This is a genomic window from Sphingobacterium kyonggiense (assembly GCF_039536825.1).
Lineage (GTDB): Bacteria > Bacteroidota > Bacteroidia > Sphingobacteriales > Sphingobacteriaceae > Sphingobacterium > Sphingobacterium kyonggiense.
In genome coordinates this window covers 81,550-105,820 of sequence record NZ_BAAAZI010000005.1, presented here as the reverse complement: position 1 = coordinate 105,820, position 24,271 = coordinate 81,550, and the positions used below count along the sequence as shown (strand labels likewise).

24 protein-coding genes are annotated in these 24,271 nt (G+C 40.0%); 14 read left to right on the top strand and 10 right to left on the bottom strand.

Annotation, left to right across the window (positions count from 1 at the left end; all coding sequences use genetic code 11):
* Positions 1 to 10 precede the first annotated feature (10 nt).
* The 7 genes from ABD676_RS04810 to ABD676_RS04780 are packed head-to-tail and all read right to left on the bottom strand — an operon-like array spanning position 11 to position 5,900.
* Positions 11 to 439 carry a hypothetical protein gene (locus ABD676_RS04810; protein ID WP_002993172.1) on the bottom strand — a complete coding sequence of 143 codons (429 nt, stop codon included), beginning with the start codon at positions 437 to 439 and terminating at the stop codon, positions 11 to 13.
* A gap of 10 nt (positions 440 to 449) precedes the next feature.
* Positions 450 to 1,073 carry a conjugative transposon protein TraK gene (gene traK, locus ABD676_RS04805; RefSeq protein WP_002993173.1) on the bottom strand — a complete coding sequence of 208 codons (624 nt, stop codon included), beginning with the start codon at positions 1,071 to 1,073 and terminating at the stop codon, positions 450 to 452.
* A gap of 20 nt (positions 1,074 to 1,093) precedes the next feature.
* Positions 1,094 to 2,089 (bottom strand): conjugative transposon protein TraJ, encoded by a 996-nt coding sequence (traJ, locus tag ABD676_RS04800; RefSeq protein WP_002993175.1) that lies wholly within the window; start codon positions 2,087 to 2,089, stop codon positions 1,094 to 1,096.
* A gap of 3 nt (positions 2,090 to 2,092) precedes the next feature.
* Positions 2,093 to 2,725 carry a DUF4141 domain-containing protein gene (locus ABD676_RS04795; protein WP_002993177.1) on the bottom strand — a complete coding sequence of 211 codons (633 nt, stop codon included), beginning with the start codon at positions 2,723 to 2,725 and terminating at the stop codon, positions 2,093 to 2,095.
* A gap of 27 nt (positions 2,726 to 2,752) precedes the next feature.
* Entirely contained in the window at positions 2,753 to 5,254 is a 2,502-nt protein-coding gene (locus ABD676_RS04790; protein ID WP_313260142.1) for a TraG family conjugative transposon ATPase, read from the bottom strand.
* Positions 5,251 to 5,583 carry a DUF4133 domain-containing protein gene (locus tag ABD676_RS04785; RefSeq protein ID WP_313260141.1) on the bottom strand — a complete coding sequence of 111 codons (333 nt, stop codon included), beginning with the start codon at positions 5,581 to 5,583 and terminating at the stop codon, positions 5,251 to 5,253. Before ABD676_RS04785 ends, ABD676_RS04790 begins: the two co-directional genes overlap by 4 nt.
* Positions 5,584 to 5,594: 11 nt before the next feature.
* Complete coding sequence (locus ABD676_RS04780; protein ID WP_002993181.1) at positions 5,595 to 5,900, bottom strand: DUF4134 domain-containing protein; 306 nt, start codon at positions 5,898 to 5,900, stop codon at positions 5,595 to 5,597.
* A gap of 188 nt (positions 5,901 to 6,088) precedes the next feature.
* Between ABD676_RS04780 and ABD676_RS04775 the strand changes: the two genes are divergently transcribed.
* The 3 genes from ABD676_RS04775 to ABD676_RS04765 all read left to right on the top strand — a co-directional run bounded on the left by ABD676_RS04775 (position 6,089) and on the right by ABD676_RS04765 (position 9,458).
* Positions 6,089 to 6,400, top strand: a complete 312-nt coding sequence (locus ABD676_RS04775; RefSeq protein ID WP_002993183.1) for a hypothetical protein — start codon at positions 6,089 to 6,091, stop codon at positions 6,398 to 6,400.
* An 86-nt stretch (positions 6,401 to 6,486) separates the two neighbouring features.
* Entirely contained in the window at positions 6,487 to 8,658 is a 2,172-nt protein-coding gene (locus ABD676_RS04770; protein WP_091100932.1) for a TonB-dependent receptor, read from the top strand.
* Between the two features lie 5 nt (positions 8,659 to 8,663).
* Entirely contained in the window at positions 8,664 to 9,458 is a 795-nt protein-coding gene (locus tag ABD676_RS04765; protein WP_091100928.1) for a cation efflux transmembrane domain-containing protein, read from the top strand.
* Positions 9,459 to 9,518: 60 nt separating this feature from the next.
* On the opposite strand, the gene ABD676_RS04760 is transcribed toward ABD676_RS04765, so the two are convergent.
* Genes ABD676_RS04760 through ABD676_RS04750 form a run of 3 tightly spaced genes read right to left on the bottom strand, consistent with a single transcriptional unit; the run spans position 9,519 to position 11,334 of the window.
* The gene (locus tag ABD676_RS04760; RefSeq protein ID WP_002993186.1) at positions 9,519 to 10,154 is read right to left on the bottom strand and encodes a hypothetical protein; all 636 of its coding nucleotides are present in this window, start codon (positions 10,152 to 10,154) and stop codon (positions 9,519 to 9,521) included.
* Positions 10,155 to 10,156: 2 nt separating this feature from the next.
* Positions 10,157 to 10,555, bottom strand: a complete 399-nt coding sequence (locus ABD676_RS04755) for a DUF3408 domain-containing protein (RefSeq protein ID WP_313260139.1) — start codon at positions 10,553 to 10,555, stop codon at positions 10,157 to 10,159.
* An 11-nt stretch (positions 10,556 to 10,566) separates the two neighbouring features.
* Positions 10,567 to 11,334, bottom strand: coding sequence for a ParA family protein (locus ABD676_RS04750; protein ID WP_148917754.1), 768 nt, complete (start codon positions 11,332 to 11,334; stop codon positions 10,567 to 10,569).
* Between the two features lie 689 nt (positions 11,335 to 12,023).
* Here ABD676_RS04750 and mobA point away from each other — a divergent pair.
* From mobA to ABD676_RS04695, 11 genes are all read left to right on the top strand, one after another.
* Positions 12,024 to 12,455, top strand: coding sequence for a conjugal transfer protein MobA (gene mobA / locus ABD676_RS04745; RefSeq protein WP_002993194.1), 432 nt, complete (start codon positions 12,024 to 12,026; stop codon positions 12,453 to 12,455).
* A gap of 8 nt (positions 12,456 to 12,463) precedes the next feature.
* The gene (gene mobB, locus ABD676_RS04740; protein WP_313260137.1) at positions 12,464 to 13,744 is read left to right on the top strand and encodes a conjugal transfer protein MobB; all 1,281 of its coding nucleotides are present in this window, start codon (positions 12,464 to 12,466) and stop codon (positions 13,742 to 13,744) included.
* A 96-nt stretch (positions 13,745 to 13,840) separates the two neighbouring features.
* Positions 13,841 to 14,215 carry an ArsR/SmtB family transcription factor gene (locus ABD676_RS04735; protein ID WP_002993197.1) on the top strand — a complete coding sequence of 125 codons (375 nt, stop codon included), beginning with the start codon at positions 13,841 to 13,843 and terminating at the stop codon, positions 14,213 to 14,215.
* Positions 14,212 to 14,805 carry a mercuric transport protein MerTP gene (merTP, locus tag ABD676_RS04730; protein ID WP_002993200.1) on the top strand — a complete coding sequence of 198 codons (594 nt, stop codon included), beginning with the start codon at positions 14,212 to 14,214 and terminating at the stop codon, positions 14,803 to 14,805. The genes ABD676_RS04735 and merTP overlap by 4 nt, the downstream gene beginning before the upstream one ends.
* Before the next feature lie 7 nt (positions 14,806 to 14,812).
* Positions 14,813 to 15,019, top strand: coding sequence for a GDCCVxC domain-containing (seleno)protein (locus ABD676_RS04725; protein ID WP_002993202.1), 207 nt, complete (start codon positions 14,813 to 14,815; stop codon positions 15,017 to 15,019).
* Between the two features lie 201 nt (positions 15,020 to 15,220).
* Positions 15,221 to 17,221: a conjugal transfer protein MobC gene (gene mobC / locus ABD676_RS04720; protein WP_425565269.1), complete on the top strand. Its 2,001-nt coding sequence runs from the start codon at positions 15,221 to 15,223 to the stop codon at positions 17,219 to 17,221.
* A 205-nt stretch (positions 17,222 to 17,426) separates the two neighbouring features.
* Complete coding sequence (locus ABD676_RS04715) at positions 17,427 to 17,762, top strand: DUF6660 family protein (RefSeq protein WP_209023052.1); 336 nt, start codon at positions 17,427 to 17,429, stop codon at positions 17,760 to 17,762.
* A gap of 183 nt (positions 17,763 to 17,945) precedes the next feature.
* A complete protein-coding gene (locus ABD676_RS04710; RefSeq protein WP_237235625.1) occupies positions 17,946 to 22,250 on the top strand; it encodes a CusA/CzcA family heavy metal efflux RND transporter in 4,305 nt (1,434 codons plus the stop codon).
* An 8-nt stretch (positions 22,251 to 22,258) separates the two neighbouring features.
* The gene (locus ABD676_RS04705; RefSeq protein ID WP_094258247.1) at positions 22,259 to 23,518 is read left to right on the top strand and encodes an efflux RND transporter periplasmic adaptor subunit; all 1,260 of its coding nucleotides are present in this window, start codon (positions 22,259 to 22,261) and stop codon (positions 23,516 to 23,518) included.
* Between the two features lie 11 nt (positions 23,519 to 23,529).
* Positions 23,530 to 23,952 (top strand): Fur family transcriptional regulator, encoded by a 423-nt coding sequence (locus ABD676_RS04700; RefSeq protein ID WP_290363292.1) that lies wholly within the window; start codon positions 23,530 to 23,532, stop codon positions 23,950 to 23,952.
* A gap of 47 nt (positions 23,953 to 23,999) precedes the next feature.
* On the top strand, positions 24,000 to 24,269 hold the full coding sequence (locus ABD676_RS04695; RefSeq protein WP_313260135.1) for a transglutaminase-like domain-containing protein: 270 nt from the start codon (positions 24,000 to 24,002) through the stop codon (positions 24,267 to 24,269).
* Positions 24,270 to 24,271 lie beyond the last annotated feature (2 nt).

Genomic DNA, 24,271 nt, shown 5'->3' with positions numbered 1-24,271 from the left:
CTATTTGTTGTTACAGCTTGAAACGCTTAGGACTTTTACCCGCCTGTTGCTTTGGCTCATCGTTGACCAGTGCGACCGCTTCCGTTAATTTGGGTGCAGATATGACGGACAGGTTTGCCAGTTCTGATTTTTTAAGCAACTGCCCGAAGCCGTCTTTCTTGGCTATTTCCATACGGCTAAGCGAAAATTTGCCATTCAGGTATTTTACCCACATACTGCATTCTACACGGGGCTTGTCATCACCCGACCATTGTAGGTAGCCTGTCAGAAATAAATCCTGTTTAGGTAAATTGTCTGCACCTTTTTGGCAGCTTTTGAGGTATTCGCTGATACTGTCTTTCAGCTTTCTGGCATACGCACCCTGCGTATGGAAATAGCCGTTATATCCTTTGTCTGTAAGGATTTTTGCGAACGTTTTTAAATCTGATAATGCTTCCATAAGATTGTTTTTAGCGTTCGATGACTTCGATATCCCTGTTTTCCACGACTGCAAATTTTTCAATATTGAAACCTTGCGGGTTGTTGTCAGAGCGAACGGAGTTAACGAGATAGCAGGAAGTAATCAGGTTACGTCTGGTTACATTGCTTGACCGGATGATGAACTGTTTGGCATAGGTGCGCACTGCATACGGGTAGTTGTCGAAGTTGCACACGACACTATCTACCTCTATGCGTTGTTGCACGTTCCCCGAAATAATCCTGCTGTAATAGCCCTTTTCCGATAAGTCTTTGTAGTAATCAAAAGCACTTTTATCGGCAAGGTTGAATGCCCTGCTCATATTGCTTTCAATAGCATTCTTGTCGGGGGCAAGCGTAAAGAACAGTTCGTGGAAACGTCTGACGTGTTCCCTTGCTTCAACCGGGCGGTTGATGCTTGCATCCTGCGACAAGGCAAGCATCAGGGATTTACCATTATCCAGTACATAGATTTTTTGGCGTTGTTCTTCTGCAAAGCGGTAGGAACGCCATACGGCGTATCCTACCACACTGGTGCAGAGAACCGCAAACACAATGGCATATAACCTTATCTGCCTAAAGCTGTTTTCGATATTTCTTAGCGTTTTAAATTCCATTTTTTAGAATGATTAATTGTTTATTTATTCATCAGTTTACCGCCGATGTTTCCAACTGTCGAACCTGCGCCTGCTCCGGCGATATTTCCGGCTTTCATTGCCGTGGAGTTTACATTGCGGGTAAAGTTCCCTGCGCCTCCGGCTTGGATTACCCAACCTGTTACTGTCGGTATAGTGAAGTACCCGATGATGCCGATAATCATAAAAATGATGTACACGGTATTGCTCGTATCAGGAATGTAGGTGGGGTCGGCAAGCATTGCTATATCCCTTTCTAAAATGAGGGATTGTATTCTTGCCAACATTGAGCTGAACAAATCCGAAACGGGAAGCCACAGGTAAACGCTTACATACCTCGTGAGCCATTGCGTGAGCGTGGACTGAAAGCCGTCCCATACGGAAATAGCAAAGGCTATTGGTCCGAGTATGGAGAGGACTATCAGGAAAAACGTTCGTATGGTATCAATGACCAAAGCCGCCGCCTGAAAGAGTATTTCCAATAGATTGCGAAACCAGTCCTTTATCGCCTTTTCAATCTTGTAGGCTTGCCTGTCCATATACATACCCGCCATTGTACCAATGTCGGACGGCGACCAACCCAGTTCGTCCAGTTTCTTATCAAACTCTTCGTCTGATACCATATAGGCAGTTTCAGGATTTCTGACCATTGCCTCATATTCCAACTGGTCTTTCTGCTGTTGCAGCTTGTTCAGGTCAATCACCTGGTCTTCGAGTATTTGGTGGGTTCCTACAACCACCGGGCTTAACACTGCATTGATGGTTCCCAGTACGATAGTCGGGAAGAACATAATGCACAGCCCCAAAGCGAACGGGCGCAGCAGAGGGAACATATCAATAGGTTCGGCACGGCTTAAAGCCTGCCAAACCTTTAATGCTACATAGAACAATGCTCCCAATCCCGCCAAACCCTTAGCTACTGCCGCCATATCGCCTGCAAGCGGCATCATATCGTCATAAAGCGATCGCAGGAGTTCGTGAAGATTATCCCATTCCATAGTTTACCAGTATTTTTGGTTAGCAGTTCCGTAGAGTTCAAGCACTCTTTGGGCATCGTTTTTCTTTTTCGCTCTTAGGTAGCTCACAGAAATGTTCTTAGTGGTGTAGTAGCGTACAAGGCTGTGGTAATCCTTTACCTCTTTGTACACACGGTCAATAATGTCCATACGCTCTTTGTCATTCAGCGAAAGGCTTGAAGAGGTTACAATCTGCTTTAGTTCTTTCAGCAGTTCGGTACTTTCATTGAGCAGTGCCGAATAACCGTTGCCAATAGCGACCAATTCCTGTGGCGAAAAATTGGGGTCGTTCATCATCTTGCCGAAGTTCTGCACGTACATTTCGGACACATCGCCCACCAAGAGTACGGTTTGCTGCACCTTACGGGCATCTTTTACAAGGTTGTTGATAGCTTTCAGCTTGTCGTAATACTCCTTGCCCTGGTCGTACACTTTCTTTACTTCGTTGAAGTTCTTTATCACATTACTCACGGTGGAAGAAGTCTGTATGATTTCATTCGCACTGTTGATAATCCCTGAAGCCAAATTAGCGGGGTCGGTTACAACCCATTGGGCTTTTGCTGACGGTGCTACGGCGAGCATCAGTGCCGTACACACCAGATACATTACTTTTTTCATTGTTCTGATTTTTTAAATTGTTAATGACTATTGATTTGAATTGTCCCGCCGTTGCATTGCGATATGCTTAATAGCGAGTTCTACGTTACCATCGAGTTCCGCAGCAAGCTGCATCACTTCCATTTTTTCGGTTTCCTCTGTGGTGTAGGCGAGGTATTCCTCCAAACTAACTTCGGTGGCATAGACTGCCGAGTGCGTACCACCTAAACCAATCCAAACCTCTTTGTACAAGCGGCTTGCATCGTTGTTCATATTGATGGAAAGTACCTGACCTTTTTCTTTGTCGGTAAGGCCCAACATTGCCTGTATATCATCAAACTTGTTCATATACTTGCGTTGGTCTAAAAGGATTTTACAGTCGGAGTTATTGATGATACTTTCTTTCACAATGGGCGACTGGATGATATCATCGACCTCCTGTGTTACGACAATGGCTTCTCCGAAAAACTTACGCACGGTTTTGAACAAATACTTGATGTATTCTGCCATTCCCTCTTTTGCAATCGCTTTCCAAGCCTCTTCAATCAGGATAAGTTTGCGAATACCTTTCAGTCGGCGCATTTTGTTAATGAACACCTCCATAATGATAATCGTGACTATGGGAAAGAGGATTTTGTGGTCTTTTATCGCATCAATTTCAAACACGATAAAGCGTTTGGAAAGAAGGTCTAACTGCTTATCGGAGTTGAGCAAATAATCGTATTCTCCTCCTTTGTAATAGGGTTCGAGAACATTCAGGAAATTGGCAATGTCAAAATCTTTTTCCCTGACTTGTTTCTCCTCCAATACTTTGCGGTAGTCGCCTTTTACATACTCATAGAAGCCGTTAAATGACGGATAAGTATCATCTTGTTTGATACGTTCGATGTAACCGGAAACAGCATTGGACAATGCTACTTCTTCCGACCTTGTCGGCGGTTCATCGTCCCGTTTCCAAAGAGTGAGTATCAGAGTTTTGATACTTTCCCGCTTTTCGATGTCGAACACGCCGTCATCGGTATAAAAGGGATTGAACGCAATCGGGTTATCTTCGGTGTACGTGAAGTAAACACCGTCTTCGCCTTTGGTTTTTCCTTTGATGAGTTCGCATAATCCCTGATAACTGTTACCCGTATCTACGAGTAGAACGTGAGCACCCTGTTCGTGATATTGGCGTACCATATGGTTAGTGAAGAAAGATTTTCCCGAACCTGACGGACCAAGTATGAACTTGTTTCTGTTCGTGATAATCCCACGTTTCATCGGCAAATCGGAAATATCCAAATGGATTGGTTTTCCTGTAAGCCTGTCCGCCATTTTGATACCGAACGGAGAGGGCGAATTGTGGTAATTCGTTTCTTCTGCAAAGAAGCACAAGGCAGGTTCTATAAACGTATAGAAACTTTCCTCACTCGGAAAATCGCCAGCATTGCCTGGCATTGCAGCCCAATACAATGTGGCAACGTCTGTCGTGTTGTGGCGGGGCTTACACTCCATTAGTGCCAACGCACTACCGCAATCGTTCTTTAGCTGTTTGAGTTCCGCAGGGTCTTCCGACCAAGCCACAATATTGAAGTGTGCTCTTACAGAAGATAGCCCGAAGCTGTGTGCTTCGTTCAGATACTTCTCAATCCACTCCTTATTGATTTGGTTCGCCCGACTATAACGGGCTAAAGAGTGCATATTACGGGCAGATTTCTCAAACTTTTGCAGGTTGTCCTCGCTGTTATCCAAGAATAGGTACTGATTGTAAATGTGGTTACAGCTCAATAACAACCCTACGGGTGCAGCAAACGACAAACGGCAGTCGCTCCGGTCGGTAGATAGCTTTTCAAAGCGGGTATCAGCCGAAACAGTTGCAGGCAGGTCGTCCGTATCGGACAAGGTGTGCAAAGACAGCCTTTTGTTGCCGATACGCACTTCTTCCGCTCCTAATGCGATGTCCTGCATTGGTGTTCCGGCTTCTCTCGAAAGTGTAAGGTATTGTTCCAGCAATCCCTGTTTTTCGTCTGTTCCGATGATGTCGTCTTCGGTCAAACGTCGCAGGTTTACAAAACCGCTATCATTCACGATACGTTCAAACTGTGCGACCGCTTCCATAAATTGATGTATCGTTTCCTTATTGATTTCCTTTGGAATAAGCGTACCCTTGCAAAGCGAACTGAAATTGCTTTGCATACGCATTCTGTTCTTGGTCGTTTTTGTCAGGAACAGGTAGCAATAATGGTTCAGGAATGGTCGTTCGTTGAAATGCCGTTGATAGCTTTTGGAAAGAAAACTCTGGTCTTCCTGTGCCAAATCGGGAGTGTAGCTTTCTTTGATATACCAATCTTGCTTGTGAATGACTGTAAAATCGGGTAATGTCTTAATCGCCTTATGCCAGGCGGAGTGAATAGCTTCGTATTCAGCCGATGCTACCGTAAACAGCTCAGGCAATCGTACTTCAAAACAGGCGGTTATGTCCGCATCTTTGGACAGGATACAGTTGTTTTCTACTGCCAAGAGTGGAAACTTATGTTCCAATGTGGTTGTTTTGGCTACATTTCTCATACGGCTTTCGGTTTAGGAGTGAATTTTAAATACCTGCGTACAGGCTTACGACAAATAATGTAGCGAGGGTGTCGTTTTCTCGCACCTACTTTCATTAGTCCGTGTTCTCTGTACTTTCGGTTCAGCGAAAAGGTCTGCCATACAATGAGCGAAGCACCGCCAGCTCCGAGAAACAGGCAGACGTAATTACTTACGCCAACCATATACAATATCATCACGAAGATGAGCGTACCGAGCAGACCACCAGCGAATATGAACAGGTATTGGGCTTTCAGCCCTTTAAATTCCACTGTCCTGCCAATGCCTTTGTTAATGTTATAACTGTTCATAAGGCAGAGGTTTACAGGAAGAATGAACGCAGGATAGTAGCCGCAACAATCAGGAAGATACACGCACCGAACCACGAAGCCGCCGTCTTCGATGTGTCGGGGTCGCCCGAGCTGAATTTGTTGTACACCTTAACACCTCCGATTAAGCCGACAACCGCCCCAATCGCATAAATGAGTTGGGTGGCAGGGTCGAAATAAGACGTTACCATTTGGGTAGCCTCGTTGATACCTGCCGACCCGTTTCCCTGTGCGAACGCACCCATTCCTGACAGCATTGCTACGGCTGCCAGCAAAACTTTTTTACTTTGTTTTTTCATAATTGAAACACATTAATTTGTTACTGTTATCCCGCACCTTGCGGACTTTCGGGACAAAGGTGTTTTAGAAATCAAGGCGTGATAACAAAGTGGCAGTGAGAGGAATTGTTTGGCTGTGGGTGGCTGAATTGCTAAAGAAAATAGAGAGGTGTTGACAGGAAGAGAGAGGTTTTTACTATCTTCGTAAAATGAAATCCTTGTCGTACATATTAGCATTAATGGTTTTGGTCTTATCGACCTTGCCAAGCTTTATGGAAGATAAATGTTTTGACCTAGTGAATCAAACAACAAATAGTCAAGAACAAGATAGCGACGATTGCGGTATGGAATGTTGCTCGCCTTTTTCTAAATGCAATACCTGTACTGGATTTGTAATTACTTCCTTTTATGCTTTAACATCCAATTATGTCCAACAACCTAAAAAGAAATTAGGTGTAATAACAGCGTCAGCTGTTTCAGACTTCCTCTCTTCCATTTGGCAACCCCCTAAGATTAATTAATGTTTTTAGTGTCTTCGGCACAATAACAGATTACGGTGCTACAAACCCTCAATTCTCATTTTTCAAACATTAATGTTTTTTAAACAATGAAAAAAATAGTCTTTGTGTCATTTTTTATGACACTAAATCTCTGTGTATTTGCACAAAACACTTTAAATGCTGTTATTAGAAACAGTGAAAACAAAAATCTTTTGATTGGAGTGACAGCATCTATAAAAGGAACCTCGCTTGCCGCTACATCAAACGAAAACGGTCTCATCATAATAGAAAATATTCCTGATGGGATACAGGAAATACATTTTAGCTATATCGGTTTTAACGACTATATAGATACATTGGAATTTCCATTAGCTGACAACAGTCCTATTGAAATCTTACTCAAAGAAAGTTCAGAGGAGTTAGAGGAAGTTGTCATTTCATCCACAAGAAGCACAAGGAGTATACAAAATATCCCTACCCGTATTGAATTTATTGGAAGTGAAGAACTGGGCGAAAAAGGGAACATGAAACCGGGAGATATTCGTATGCTTTTAGCGGAAAGCACAGGTATTCACGTACAAACCACTTCGCCTACCAGTGCCAATGCAAGTATTCGTATTCAGGGACTTGATGGAAGATATACACAAATCCTGAAAGACGGTTTCCCCATTTATTCAGGTGCTTCAAGTGGATTGGGTTTGTTACAGATACCACCACTTGACCTCAAACAAGTAGAAGTCATCAAAGGCTCTACATCTACACTATATGGAGGCGGAGCAATAGCTGGACTGGTCAATCTGATTTCCAAAACGCCGACCTATGAGAGAGATTTAGGTTTTCACCTCAATGGAACATCCGGCAGGGGTTTGGATATAAACGGCTTTTATGGACAAAGGTTTAATAAAATTGGAACAACTATATTTGCTTCCCATAACCGTAACGCAGCTTATGATCCTGCTAAGAACGGGCTATCCGCTATTCCACAATTCGAACGCTATGTACTGAATCCGAAGCTCTTCGTTTATTTCAATGAAAAGACGAAACTGAACTTCGGTATCAACACAACGATCGAGAGCCGTTTGGGAGGTGATATGCTTTACATCAAAGGAAATGGAGATAATACAAACCAATATTTTGAGGAAAATAAAACACAACGCTATTCCACACAATTTGTTTTCGACCATATCATCAATGAAAACAGTACTGTTCAAGTCAAAAATAGTGTAAGTTATTTTAACCGAAATACTACCATTCCAAACTATCAGTTTGAGGGAACACAAACAGCAAGTTTTACCGAAGCCAACTACACCAACAGTACTGAAAAATCGGAATGGGTCACAGGTATTAATATTTGGACGGATAATTTCAAAGAAAAGCAGATTATGGCATCTCCGTTGAGAGATTATAATCAGACTACATTCGGTGCTTTTGTACAAAATTCTTTTAATGCTACGGATTGGTTTCAATTGGAAACAGGTTTTAGAACGGATTATGTTGTGGATTATGGGGTGGTATTCTTACCGAGAGTTTCGGCTCTATTCCACATTGCCGAGGGCTTAACTTCACGAGTTGGTGGTGGATTTGGCTATAAAACACCTACCATTTTTACGGAAGAAAGCGAACGCCTACAATATCAAAATGTAATGCCCATTGACGACAAGACCAATAAATTGGAAAAAAGTTATGGAGCAAATGCAGACATCAATTACCGCACCTACATTGGGGAAGATTGGTCATTTAGCATAAATCAATTGTTCTTTTACACCTATTTGGATAATCCCTTGTTACTTGAAAACTCCTCGGCAAATCTGTATCAGTTTGTTAATTCTCCTGGCTACATCCATACCAAAGGAACAGAAACCAATATTAAAATTGGTTATGATGACCTGAAATTGTTTTTGGGTTATACCTATACAGATGCCCGATTACACCAAAATGGAACGACTGTAGAAAGCCCTTTAACACCAAAACACCGCATTAATTCCATCCTGATGTATGAAATAGAAGACAAATGGAAAATTGGTCTGGAAGCCTATTATTTCAGTCGCCAAAAACTGAATAATGGAACTACGGGCAAAGATTACTTTATTACTGGATTTATGGCTGAAAAGATTTGGGAAAGATTTTCTCTGTACATCAACTTTGAAAACTTCCTCGACACCCGACAAACACGCTTTGACAGCATTTATACAGGAACAATAACCAATCCAGTTTTTAAAGACATTTATGCACCTTTGGACGGATTTGTGATTAACGGAGGAATAAAATTTAAGCTTTAAAATAAATGGAAAAAACCATATTCAATATAACTAAAATGGATTGCCCAAGCGAGGAGCAATTAATCCGTATGAAACTGCAAGACTTTGATACGGTAAAAGGATTGGAATTCGATATAGCCAATAGAAAATTAGACGTTTATCACGATGGAAACCCAGAGCCAATTTTTTTGGCTCTGGGAACACTGAATCTAAATACGACATTGGTTTCAACCGAAAAAAGTAATTTCGTTGTTGAAACAGATACAAGCAACAAGCAACGGAAATTACTTTGGATCGTATTGATTATCAACTTCCTGTTCTTTGGATTGGAAATGTTATTCGGTGTTTTTTCAGGCTCAATGGGGTTGGTAGCCGATAGTTTGGATATGCTTGCCGACAGTGTCGTTTACGCATTGGCATTAATCGCCGTGGGTGGAACAATCGCTTTAAAAAACAACATCGCCAGATTTGCAGGATACTTCCAAGTCTTACTGGCTATTATAGGTTTCGTTGAAGTAATCAGACGTTTTATGGGAATTGAAGCTATGCCCGATTTCAAGACAATGATTGTCGTTTCAGTTTTAGCATTGATTGCAAACGTATTTTGCCTTTATCTTTTACAAAAGAACAAAAGTAAAGAAGCGCATATGCAGGCTTCGATGATATTCACATCAAATGATGTCATTATCAATTCGGGAGTTATTGTTGCTGGTCTTTTAGTTAATTGGCTCAATTCAAGTTATCCAGATTTGATTATTGGAGCTATTGTATTTGTAATTGTAGCAAGAGGGGCTTACAGAATATTGAAGTTGGCAAAGTAAATGTAAAAATAAGTTGAGCCTGAAATTTAGTTTTTCAGGCTCAATTAAAATAATTCCGTTTCAGACAAACTCCCCAATATCAAAATCATCTAAATCATTGTTCCGCAAAGTGGAAGAACTGATTTCCGTTTCAGATGAGAGTGAGCTATCCAATAGCTTGGCAATTTTACTGGATGCACCCGCTATAGAATTTTCCAGCAGACTAAATAATTCGGTTCCCTGTATTTTCTGAACGATTGCTATCGCTGTTTCCTTTTGAGATGACTCCAGTTTTTCTTGCTGAAGCAACATCCCCACGGAGCTTAGTTCTTCAAAGGTAACCCCTTGGGCAAAACCATTATCGCCACCAGATATTCCGTACCTGTTCCATTCTTCTTCCTCTTCTTCAAAATCAGGTTGATTGCTAAAAACTTCATCCAGCTCTTCCTGCGGAATCTGAATACTCCTGTTTTCATTTTCGTCGTATTCAATGTCTAAATTATCGGGATTTACCTCTGGTTCCTCAATCTGGCGTTCATTGGCAGTGTTTGGCACTGAAAGGCGTTCTACGGGTTTGGGCTGTCCCATAATATCGGGCAGATCCGGATTGACTTTCTTTTGCGGAGGTTTTTGTTTTGACCTTTTCTTAATGATAATCTTATCCTGCAAAAGCAGGACAATGACGATCAGCAGGCATATTACTATTACAATTTCCATAACTATAAAATTGGTTTAAAACGTTCGTTGAAATAATCTGTAATATCGTCCCCGTACTCTCTAAAATGGTGTTCAAGAATGTTGTCGATATAAGAATAGAGTGTAGTCTTTTCTTCTCTTGTTAATTGTACTATACGTAACAACCTTTCGTGATATTCTGGACGAATGTAAACGACCTTTCCGTTTCGACCTGAAGGAAAACGATTGACCAGAAATGTCTCCTCATAATCCACCTTCTTTAGGGAGCTATTGCGGGCTTTTGATTTTGTTTCCTTCTGTATTTTCTGTTGTTGAATAACTTCGGGTATAGTAACAGATTGATTACCACTCATGATATTCATGATTAATTCTTCATCAACATCGGGCTTATCAAAATCTTTTCTTCTCTTATCTGTTGACATACTTAACTATTTTAGAGATTAACAATTTTTAAAAATTCTTCAATAAATAAATCCAGTCTCGTTACTTTCATTAGTTGAGGTTCGGCAGGTAACAGACTTGACCGAAATACACTGTTCGGTGTATCGTCCGTCTCTTTTCTGAAACGTTTACTATCCATTATCCGAGAATTCATCACAGATAAATCGAGTTCGTTAATAACGCTTTGATAAGCCTCGTATATTCCTGTTTTCTCTCGACCATCTACCTGATTCCAAAACATCCACATTTTCTGATCTTCATTACTCTCCTCCGTTTCGGGCAAGCCAAGGAATGCTTTAGTAAAGCTCAGTGTACTTTCCATAACTAGACGGTCAGCACTAATTGGAGAAAAAATAAAATCCATTGTTCTTAAGGTCGTGAGCACACCTTTTGTATTAGCTGTTCCGGGAAGATCAAAAAAAGTTATATCAGGCTCTATTGCAGATTGATTTACGTATTCTAAAGCCTTTGACAAGGCATCCTCCGGTTTACAACTGATAATCGGATATGCTTTTTTATTGATACTTTGATACAACTTCATTGCAGCTCTTTTGTGGTAATCATTCTGCATAATAGTTTTCAAATCCCTTTCCCTCATATTGGCTAAGCTGTGTTGTGGGAAATCACAATCCATTACAAGGACATTAAAACCTAAACGATAATGCAATACACTTGAAAGTAATGCGGTCATAGTAGATTTTCCAACACCGCCTTTAGGCGTTGAAAAACTAATTTTTAAAGTTTTCTTTTTTGTTTCCATTATTTAAAGATTTATTGTTACACATTTTATTTGTTTGGCAGGTTTGAATATTGGTTTATTTAAATAGTACCTATTTCCTATATGCCTGTATTCCCCTTTTGGAAATTTTCTTGATTGTTATTTGCTTTTATTACCGCTTGGTGGGTAATCATTTTTAGCAACTGGAAAACCTTACAACTTGTAAATTGCTTTACCGCTTTTATGCTTTTACAGTTTTATGTTTTTAAAACCCTATGCTTTTATTCCAAAATTTCTGTACTAAAACCCAATTTATTTTTTATCCTCATTACATTTTTTACAACCTGCCCTAAAACTTTGATGCAAATAAAGCGATTGATTTATCCGGTAAATGATGTATGGCAGTATTTGGCGTTCAAAGGCAGTGTTTGGCACTCTGTTGTAGTGCAATCCTTTCGTAAAGAGCGCTTTACTTTGTAAGTAGATTTTTATTAACGGATTTATGCAAAATCAAATTGACAAAATGGACTTTAACAGCTACGGCATCAAGCCGTTTTTCCCTGTTAAATCCAATCCGTCCCGGAGGGCGGATTTTTGTGTTCACCGGAACACGGCAAGTTGTGTTTTGAGCATCTCGAAAAGATTTCCGATGCTCAAAACAACTTGCCCTGCCGGGGGCAGAAAACGTCCTCCGAAGTCGGCGTTTTGTATGAATTAAAAATGGATTAGTGATGAATGAAAACAGCAGAAAGCAGTTAAAAAAGGGCGGGCGTCCTCTAAAAAACGATCCCGCTAAAATCCGGTACACGATTTCCTTTAATGAGGAAGAGCATGCCCGTTTTCTTGACTTATTTGAAAAGTCCGGTATGCAGGTTAAGGCACATTTTATAACCTCTTGCATCTTCGATAAGACGATAAAATCTGTTAAAATAGACAAAGGAACAATTGATTTTTATATGCGATTGACTTCGTTTCACAGTCAATTTCGATCTATTGGCGTGAATTATAATCAGGTCGTAAAGCTATTGTATAAGAACTTTTCGGAGAAAAAGGCAGCAGCATATCTCTATAAATTGGAAAAACATACGGCTGAAATGACCGCCTTGTTTAAAGAAATTGTCCAGATAACGGAAGAATTTGATGTAAAATATCTGAAAAAATAACAGCAGAAATGATTGCGAAAATTGGTAGAAGCGCAAATTTATACGGAGCCTTGGCATATAATCAGCTTAAAGTGGAGAATGAAAATGGGCGAATTTTGTTTGCTAATAAGATGATTGAAACCGCAAGCGGACATTATTCCGTAGCACAATTAGCCCAATCTTTTGCTCCTTATCTCATCGCCAACCGCAATACCGAGAAACATACGTTGCATATTTCGCTCAATCCTGATCCCAAGGATAATGTAGATGATGATAAGTTTAGGGAAATGGCGGAAGAATATATGCGTGAAATGGGTTACGGCGAACAGCCTTTTGTGGTCTTCAAACATACCGATATTGACCGTAGTCATATCCATATCGTATCGGTCTGCGTGGACGAACAGGGCGTGAAAATTTCGGATAGTTTTGAGAAAATGCGGTCTATGAGTGTATGCCGTGAACTGGAAAGAAAACACGGTCTGATACCCGCAACGGACAAAGAACGTAATCACAATGATAAGGTTTTTCGTCCGGTGGATTATCGGGCAAGTGATATAAAAAGTCAGATTGCTTCGGTCATTCGCCACTTGCCGAACTATTATCAATACCAAACTTTGGGAGAATACAATGCTTTGCTTTCCCTGTTCAATATTACCACCGAGAAAGTGGAGGGAGAATTACACGGAAAGGCACAGCAGGGTTTATTGTACATTCCATTGAATGAGAAAGGCGAAAAAGCAGGACATCCGTTCAAGGCTTCGTTTTTCGGAAAGAACGCAGGGCTTCCGGCTTTGGAATTGCATTTTGCGAAATGCAAAACAACCCTGAAAGATACCGCAACCAAACAGACTTTAAAATCAGCCGTTACCATTGCCCTGCAATCAACGGTTGACGAATTGAGCTTTAAAAAACAGTTAGGCGAGCAAGGTATCAATGTAGTGATACGCAGAAACGATACCGGACGAATTTACGGTATGTCGTTCATTGACCACAACTCTAAAAGCGTTTGGAACGGTTCACGATTGGCAAAAGAACTTTCTGCCAATACCTTTAATGATTATTGGAACAATAATATCAAAGCGGAGATTAAAGAGCCAGTTGCACCCCTACCAAAATTGTCCAAACCAACTGATACGGAGGATTTACCTGCGGAAGAACCACATCATTTGTTCGACTTCTTAAATACTGAAAAACACGAAGACGGTTTGATAGAAGCCTTTGGAGGTTTGCTCATACCTGAAGCACAGGGGGAAGATTACGAGGAACAGGATTTTGCTAATAGGATGAAGAAAAAGAAAAGAAGACTATAGTAAGTCATCTTTTGGAATTAAAATCTGCTTTTAAAACGATTTGTTAAATTGTATTTTAGCATTTGCTTAAATAAACGAATTAACTATATTTGCACTATGGGTAATAATTCTTGTATACGTCAACAAGCAGACATTGAACAAATAAACCGCTGTAAAGACCGGGTTTTAGAGCTTAACGATTCGTTTGATTATTTATCGAATGGGCTTGAATTGGCAGGAAATACCGTAAGACTTAAAATTCTCTTCCTACTTTACGAAGAAAAACGACTTTGTGTTTGCGATATAAGCGACGTTCTTGGAATGACAATCTCGGCAGTTTCACAACATTTACGAAAACTTAAAGACCGTAATCTAGTAGAAACAGACAGGGAGGCCCAAACTATTTTTTATTCATTGACCAAGGAATATGAAAAATTGCTAAAACCGTTTTTTAAAATACTTGATGAAAACAAAGTCATAGAAGCAATATGAAAACAAACAACAAACTTATCGGCGCAGGACTTTTGACTGCAATTGCAGCTTCACTTTGTTGCGTTACACCAGTTTTGGCTCTCATTGCAGGAACAAGCGGACTTGCCTCCACTTTTTCTTGGCTTGAATCTTTCAGACCGTATTTTATCGGTTTGACAATTTTGGTTCTTGGTTTTGCTTGGTATCAAAAGTTAAAGCCTAAAAAGCAAATTGATTGCAATTGTGAAACAGCAGAAAAACCAAAATTCATTCAGTCGAAAACGTTTTTAGGAATTGTAACATCATTTGCAATAGTAATGCTTGCTTTTCCATATTATTCAAGTGTTTTCTACCCAAAGACAGAAAAGCAAATCATAATAGTGGACAAATCCAATATTGAAAAAGTAGAATTTACGATTAGCGGAATGACTTGTGCAAGTTGTGAAGAACACATAAATCACGAAGTGAATAAATTGATAGGGATTGTCAATCTAAAAGCTTCTTATGAAAATGGAAATACAATCGTAGAGTTTGACAACTCGAAAACAAATATTTCTGAAATTGAAAAAGCAATAAACTCAACAGGGTATTCTGTAACCGCGAAAAATTAAAATTAAAATGGAAATCAAATTGCAATCAATAATCACTTGCCCCAACTGCGGACACAAGAAAGAAGAAACAATGCCGACAGATGCTTGCCAATATTTTTACGAATGTGAAAAGTGCAAACATGTTCTTAAACCAAAGCAAGGCGACTGTTGTGTTTATTGTAGTTATGGAAATGTTCCTTGTCCACCTATTCAGCAAAACAAAAAATGTTGCTAACGGGTATAAAACAAAAGAAGGTCGATATAACTAAAGTATTTTTATTTTACTACCTATAAATATTACTATATAAAAGGGGTATAGAAGCTATACCTCTTATGACCCAGCCGAACCCTGCCACTCACCGCCATCCACTACCACTTTTCCAAAGCCAATCTTTATAGTCTTTAAATTCACGCCCGAACATTAAAATTAAAAATAATGCAAGGAGAAGACGATTTAAGAGGTTTAGCCAAAATAATGGCTTTTATGAGAGCAGTTAGTATTCTATTAGTACTGATGCATCTTTATTGGTTTTGTTATGGTTTCTTTATGGAACGTGGCTGGACACTAGAAGTAATCAATAAAATATTAGGGAATTTTGACCGAACAGCCGGTTTGTTTTCGCATACTTTATATACCAAAGTATTTGCAATCGTGTTATTGGCTTTAAGCTGTTTGGGAACCAAAGGCGTGAAGAACGAGAAGATGACCTGGTCAAAGATTTACGTGGCTTTGGGAATTGGTTTTTTGCTGTTCTTTCTGAATACACCACTGTTAAAGTTGTCGCCCATCATTGGCACATTCTTTTATATACTGACTATCGGACTAGGTTATATTGCTTTGCTGATGGCTGGGGTTTGGATAAGCAGGTTATTGAAAAACAACCTGATGGATGATGTTTTCAATATGGAGAACGAAAGTTTTATGCAGGAAACCAAATTGATGGAAAATGAATATTCCGTAAACCTGCCTACTAAATTTTGGTACAATAAAAAGGAACACAAGGGCTGGATCAATATCGTAAATCCTTTCAGAGCAACGATTGTTTTGGGGACTCCGGGTTCTGGTAAATCGTATGCCGTCGTTAACAATTATATCAAGCAACAAATTGAAAAAGGTTTTTCGATGTATATCTACGATTTCAAGTTTGACGACCTTTCTACTATTGCTTATAATCATTTATTGAAACATCAGGATAAGTACGAAATAAAACCAAAGTTCTACGTCATCAACTTTGACGATCCACGCAAGAGCCATCGTTGCAATCCGCTCAATCCAGATTTTATGACTGACATATCCGATGCTTACGAAGCCGCTTACACGATTATGTTGAACCTCAACAGAAGCTGGATACAAAAACAAGGAGATTTCTTTGTCGAATCTCCAATTATTCTTTTAGCGGCTATCATCTGGTTTTTAAAAATTTACGAGAATGGTAAGTATTGCACCTTTCCACACGCCATTGAATTGCTGAATAAAAAGTATTCGGATGTATTTACCATTTTAACTTCGTATCCTGATTTGGAAAACTATCTTTCACCATTTATGGATGCTTGGCAAGGCGGAGCACAAGACCAGTTGCAGGGACAAATTGCATCGGCTAAAATCCCTTTGTCACGAATGATATCACCGCAGTTGTATTGGGTTATGACAGGCGATGATTTTTCATTGGACATCAACAACCCGAACGAGCCGAAGATTTTGTGCGTGGGTAACAATCCCGACCGTCAAAATATCTACTCCGCAGCTTTGGGCTTGTACAACTCCCGAATTGTCAAGCTCATCAATAAGAAAGGACAATTAAAGAGTTCGGTTATTATAGATGAGTTGCCCACGATTTATTTTAGAGGGTTGGACAATCTTATCGCAACGGCGAGAAGTAATAAGGTGGCTGTGTGCTTGGGCTTTCAGGACTTTTCGCAGTTGATACGTGATTACGGCGATAAAGAAGCTAAAGTTATTCAAAACACCGTAGGTAATGTATTCAGTGGACAGGTTGTAGGAGAAACGGCAAAAAGCCTTTCGGAACGTTTTGGAAAAGTATTACAGAAACGTCAAAGTATGACGATAAACCGTAATGATAAATCAACTTCTATTTCTACACAATTAGACAGCCTTATTCCGGCTTCCAAAATTTCAACCTTAACGCAGGGTATGTTTGTCGGTTCTGTATCGGATAATTTTGACGATCGTATCGAACAAAAGATATTTCACGCAGAAATCGTGGTCGATAATGAAAAGGTAGCCGCCGAAACAAAAGCCTATCAAAAGATACCGCAAATCCTATCCTTTGTAGATGAGCAAGGCGAGGATAAAATGAAGCAGGAAATTGAAAGCAATTACCGTCAGATAAAATCAGATATTCTGCATATCGTCGAAAGTGAAATGGAACGGATTAAGAATGACCCGAACTTACAGCATTTGATACAGCAAGAGTAATAAAGGTACAAGTGGAAATTTTTAGTATAGACTAAAAAATATTGGCGATACTTCTTCTTAAATTTAGTATGGAGTGTCGCCATTATTGTTTTGAACAGTATGTAAAACAAATATTCAGAATGAAAAAGGATATTATATAAAATAGTAATTATTCAAAACAATGCAATGCCATTGCATTACTTTTTTACTAACTTTGCAAAAGAATATGAAAGTCTTTTTTTCCATATTGGCAATTTATATGATGGCGGTATTTTTAATGCCTTGTACCGATATGTATGAAAAGGAGAGTTTTCAAAACCATAACCATTCAGAAGAATTAGCCCATAAAGCAAGCCACGACCATCAGGAAAAACCTGATATGTGCAGTCCGTTTTGTTTATGCGGTTGTTGTGGAATGGTGTCGGGCATAGTGCTTCAATGGAATGTATATAACTTAGTTAAGAAGACCTTTGACTTGTCTAAGGCCAAAGTTTACTATAAATCTATCTTTATATCCCTCTATCTGGGAGAAATTTGGCAACCGCCAAAGATTAATGCATAATTTTTAATGTTTAAATGATTACAGCTTAATGCTAACAGCGTTAGCTTGGTTTTTAGGGTATTTATATTCCCTAAAAACATAATCATTATGATTTTATCATTATTTATCCATCATTAATCATCACAAAAAGTGTTAAATAACATTATAAAATTCTCTATAAAGAATAAGTTCATTATAGGATTAATGACCTTATTACTCATCATTTGGGGGGTATGGAGTGCCACGAAAATCCCCATTGATGCCCAACCTGACATTACAAACAATCAGGTTCAGATTATTACCCTGTCACCAACATTAGCAGGACAGGAGGTGGAGCAACTGGTTACATTTCCTGTAGAGCAAAGTATCGTCAATCTTCCCAAAGTAGAAGAAATAAGAAGTGTTTCGAGGTTTGGACTATCTGTTGTAACCGTAGTGTTTCAAGACAATGTCGATATTTATTTTGCAAGACAGTTGGTAAGCCAACAGCTGAAAGAAGCACAAGACCAGATACCTGATGGAGTTGGAACGCCTGAACTTGCTCCTGTCAGTACAGGTCTTGGCGAAGTGTACCAATACATTCTCCATCCCAAACAAGGAAGCGAAGATAAATATTCTGCAATGGATTTACGGACAATGCAGGATTGGATTGTCGCCAGACAACTTTACGGTACTCCGGGAATTGCAGAAGTTAATAGTTTCGGCGGTCTGCTCAAACAATACGAGGTATCCGTTGACCCTAACCGCATCAAAGCGATGGACGTCAGTATCTCCGATATTTTTACTGCACTCGAAAACAACAACCAAAATACCGGAGGCGCTTATATTGATAAGAAACCCAATGCATACTTCATTCGGGGAATTGGTTTAGTCACTTCACTGGAAGATGTAGGTAATATTGTTGTTAAAAATACGGAAAGTGTTCCGGTATTCATCAAAGATGTAGCAAAAGTACAATTTGGTCACGCTACCCGATACGGAGCAATGACCTATAACGGCGAAGTAGATGCTGTGGGAGGTATTGTAATGATGCTCAAGGGAGAAAACACTGCTACGGTCGTAAAAAACATCAAAGAAAAAATACCGGTTATCCAACAATCTCTACCCGATGATGTGGTCATAGAACCTTATTTGGATAGAATGAACCTGGTAGATAGAGCGATAAGTACTGTCGAAAAAAACCTAATTGAAGGTGCATTAATCGTAATATTTGTATTGATTATCTTCTTAGGGAATTTCAGGGCAGGTTTAATCGTCGCATCAGCTATACCGTTATCAATGCTTTTTGCATTGGGAATGATGAGGTTATTTGGCGTAAGTGCCAACCTGATGAGTTTGGGAGCTATTGATTTCGGATTGATAGTGGACGGTTCGCTGATCGTTGTTGAAGCCACAATGCACCATTTGGGCTTACGGAAATCCACTCAAAAACTTACGCAGGCAGAAATGGACGAGGAGGTGTATGAATCTGCAAGAAAAATCCGTACGAGTGCAGCATTTGGAGAAATCATTATCCTCATTGTTTATATTCCTATCCTTACTTTGGTCGGCATAGAAGGAAAAATGTTTACGCCAATGGCGCAGACCGTAAGTTTCGCCATTTTGGGAGCTTTGATTTTGTCCTTTACCTATATCCCGATGATGAGTGCCTTGTGTCTGTCTAAAAAACCGATTACCAAAAGGAATTTTTCAGACAAAATGATGGACTATCTTCAAGGGGTTTATAAGCCTTTGTTAGAAAAAGCCATTCGGATAAAATATGTGATTATTGCGGTTGCCGTCGGACTTTTTACCATTAGTATATTCCTTTTTTCACGGATGGGCGGAGAGTTCCTGCCAACATTGGGCGAGGGCGATTTTGCTTTCCATTGTATTTTGCCGCAAGGAACATCCTTAAGCCAAAGTCTGGAAACCTCTATGCAGGCATCTAAGATAATCAAGGAGTTTGACGAAGTAAAAATGGTTGTAGGAAAAACGGGGGCTGCCGAAGTACCGACAGACCCGATGCCGCCCGAAGCGACCGACCTGATGATTATTCTTAAACCACAGGACGAATGGAAAACAAAGAAATCGTATGACGAACTTTCCAATGAAATGATGGAGAAACTCGAAGTTATTCCCGGTGTATTCTTTGAAGCCAACCAGCCGATACAGATGAGGTTTAATGAACTGATGACGGGTATCAGGCAAGATGTAGCTGTGAAAATATTCGGAGAGAACCTCGACAGTTTGTTGATTTATGCCAATAAAGCCAATGCCATTATTCAAACGGTAGAGGGTGCAACCGCTCCGCAGGTAGAACGGATAGCAGGTCTTCCACAGATTAATATCGAATACGACCGTACCCGAATAGCCAACTATGGCTTGAATGTACAGGAGATAAACGATATTGTCAGTACTGCGTTTGCAGGTAAATCAGCAGGCGTGGTTTATGAAAATGAGCGTAGATTTGATTTGGTGGTACGGCTTGATGAAGAACACCGCAGTTCTATTGAGGATGTGAGCAATCTGTTTATTCCACTTCCAAACGGAGAGCAGGTTCCACTTTCGCAGGTTGCCAACATTGACTATAAATTAGGTCCTGCACAAATCAGCCGTGAAGGAGGAAAACGAAGGATATATGTCGGATTTAATGTACAAGGGCGGGATGTAGCAAGTGTTGTAGAAGAAATTCAGGATAAGTTGGCTGAACAGGTTAAGCTACCGACAGGATATTATTTTACCTATGGCGGTCAGTTTGAGAACCTCCAAAAAGCTACTGACAGATTACTGATTGCAGTACCTATCGCCCTGCTTTTGATTTTTATCTTATTGTACTTCACGTTTCATTCGTTCAAGGAAGCCGTTTTGGTCTATACAGCTATCCCGATGAGTGCCATTGGAGGTGTGTTTGCCCTATTGTTGAGGGATATGCCATTCAGCATATCAGCAGGTGTAGGGTTTATCGCTTTGTTTGGTGTTGCTGTTCTGAACGGGATTGTACTGATTTCCACATTCAACAGATTGGAAAAAGAGGGTTGGAACGAGATTATCCCGAGAATTATCGAGGGGGCTAAAACAAGACTAAGACCCGTATTAATGACAGCGTCGGTAGCAAGTTTAGGTTTCTTACCGATGGCATTGAGTACAAGTGCGGGTGCAGAAGTACAAAAACCGTTGGCAACGGTCGTTATCGGCGGATTGATGTCAGCAACGGCATTGACGTTATTCGTACTGCCTTTACTATACCTCGTATTTATGAGAAATCATAAGCCTACAAAAAATAATAAAATGAAAGCCATAACACCTATATTGTTACTGTTTACGTTCTTAGGCTTTTCTCAAACCAGTAATGCACAAAATCCTGTAAACGTAGATAGAGCTATCGAAATAGCTATGGAAAATAACCCTCAGCTCCGTTCCAAAAAATTGGAGATTCAATCTACCCAAAGTTTGAGTAAGACAGCATATGAGCTACCGAAAACCGATTTAAATTTCCAATATGGGAATACAGATGGATTTGAGTACAATGACGGTTTCCAAATTTCGCAGACTATACCCTTTCCAACACTTTTTGGGGTAAAGAAAAACCTTGTCAAAGAGCAAGTCAAAGGGCAGGAATGGTCAAAGGCTCTGACAGAAAATGAGCTAAGAAAGCAGGTAAGAACATATTATTATCAGTTAGCGTATCTGGAACATAATGCTTCGGTATTGAAGTATTTGGATAGTATTTATGCAGACTTTATCCGTGTGGCGGAGCTGCGTTATAAAACAGGAGATATAGGGCGGATAGAAGTCAGTACGGCTGTTACCAAAAAGGGGGAAATCAATATATTGCTCCAGCAAAATGAGGTCTTCAGGCAAAATGCCTATCAGAATCTTAAAAACCTGATGCAGACAAAGGAAGATTTTGCCATTGAACCCAAATCAGACTATGAACCATTACTTTTGACTTCTTTCATAGACAGTTCAGCTATTGAAAACCACCCAAGCATCCAGCTATTGTATCAGGAGGCTAAAATCGCTGAACAGAACAAGAAGTTGGAACGGGCAAACAGCCTGCCTGATTTTACGTTCGGTTATAATAATATATCGCTGATAGGAATGCACAGTAGAAACGGCGTGGAACAATTTTACGGCAGAGGACAGCGGTTCAGTTTTGTTGATGTAGGCATAACCATTCCACTCTTTACTACGACCAGAGCGAAAATCCGTTCCCTTGATTATCAAAAACAATCATTGGAACTGAATGCCCAATGGCAACAACAGCAGCTAAAAACGGAGTTGGCAAATGCCCTGAAACAATATGAACAGAATGTTTCACAGTTTACCTATTTCAAGGAGCAGGCACTTCCGAATGCTGATGAAATCATCAATGCGGCAAAGTTAGGGTACAGTACCGGAGATATTTCTTATGTGGAGTACCTCTTTGCCTTGCAGACAACAACCGATATTCAGCTTAATTATCTAAAGAGCATACAGCAAATCAATGAGGCTGTAACGCTTATTCATTCATTAATCAGCAAATAATACAAAATATGAAACGTATCATCAATAATATAGTTTTCAGCGTTTTTGTCCTCGTAGCAATCTTTGCTTTGAACGCCTGTACAAATAAACATACGGAGGACGACGGACATAATCACGGTAGCGAAGCAGCAGCAACAACGGACGAACACGAAGAAGAAAACGTTGCGGTACTGACCGATGAACAGATAAAAGCTGTAGGTATCGAAATCGGGATGATTGAACAGAAACAATTGTCCGCAACATTGAAAGCCAACGGTGGATTGAGAGTACCCAACAGCAACAAGGCAAATGCAACTTCAATGTTTGGCGGCGTTATCAAATCCCTCAATGTGGAGATAGGCGATTTCGTAAAAAAAGGTCAGGTCATCGCCACTATTTCCAATCCGGAATTCATACAATTACAGGAAGAATACCTAAGCATCAATAGCAGGATAGAATTTGCAGAGCAGGAAGTTGCAAGACAAAGAGAGCTGAACGAGGGAAATGCAGGTGCAAAGAAAAACCTGCAAAGTGCCACATCTGAATTGAACACGTTGAGAACACGAAAAGCATCGTTACAACAACAAATCCAAATGATGGGCATTAATCCGGCTTCCCTGTCAAATTCCAGCCTTAAATCCTCGTTGGTCGTTACAAGTCCGATAGGCGGTACGGTAAGTAACGTTTTTGCCAAAATCGGAAGCTATGTAGATGTGTCTTCGCCTATTGCCGAAATAATAGAGAACACAGCATTGCACTTGGACTTACAGGTTTATGAAAAAGATATTCCCCTAATCAAAATAGGTCAGAAAATAGATTTTGTCGTAACCAACAACCCCAATAAGACCCATTCTGCCGAAGTTTATAGTATAGGTTCATCTTTTAGCGGAGAGAGCAAAACCATTGCCGTTCACAGCAGAATTACCGGAGATAAAACAGGATTGATTGACGGAATGAGCATAACCGGAAATGTAAGTTTAGATGATGTATTAAGTACGGCTGTACCCAACGAAGCGGTTGTCAATGCAGACGGGAAATATTACATCTTTTTGGTCAAGGAGCAGGAAGAAGAACCGCACGACCATAAAGAAGATGAGGCTCACGACCACGGTTCGGAAAATGGAACTCAATTTACAAGAATGGAGGTCGTTAAAGGTGCTTCTCAATTGGGTTACACGGCGATAACGCCTGTAAATGAAATTCCACACGGTACACATATCGTGATAAAAGGTGCGTTTTTTGTGAATGCAAAAATGAATGATACCGGAGAACACGGTCACGCTCACTAAAATGGTATATAATGAAAAAAAGCATTGAACAAAAGCTGTTGTCAAAGAACACCAATCCGACCAGTATGCGGATATTGGTATATGATTTCTTGGAGCAACAGCAGACAGCGATGTCCTTATCTGAAATCGAAAGTCATTTCTATAAAGCAGACAGGGTTACGATTTACAGGACTTTGAAAACTTTCGAGGAAAAAGGCATTGTACACAGTATTCAGGAGAACACTACCGTTAAGTATATTTTGTGTCACGATGGGGGTGATGAAGAAACACACAAAGATTGGCACTTACATTTCTATTGTAAAATCTGTAAACAGACAACCTGTAAGGAGGATTTTATAATACCGCAGAATGGAAACCAAAATTACCGTATTGACGAAATAAAACTATTTGGTAAAGGTATTTGCGAGAACTGTTTAAAGGAGAGTTTGCAATAGCATTGCAGGCTCTTCCTGTGTATCTTTGTCATAAATATAAATGTGTTATGGATAACTATCTTAAAGAAACAAAAATCCTTGACTACTCAAACGTTTCTATACAAGAGCTATTGGAACAAAGAGGGTGGAAAGATTTGGGCAATGTTTCAAGAGTTAAAGCCATTTACAATTTTGTCAGGGATGAAATAAAATTTGGCTACAATGTTTCGGACGATATACCTGCATCAGAAATATTGCAGGATGGCTATGGACAGTGCAATACCAAAGCGACTTTGCTAATGACGTTATTAAGAGCAACGTCACGGTTTTACCATTGACA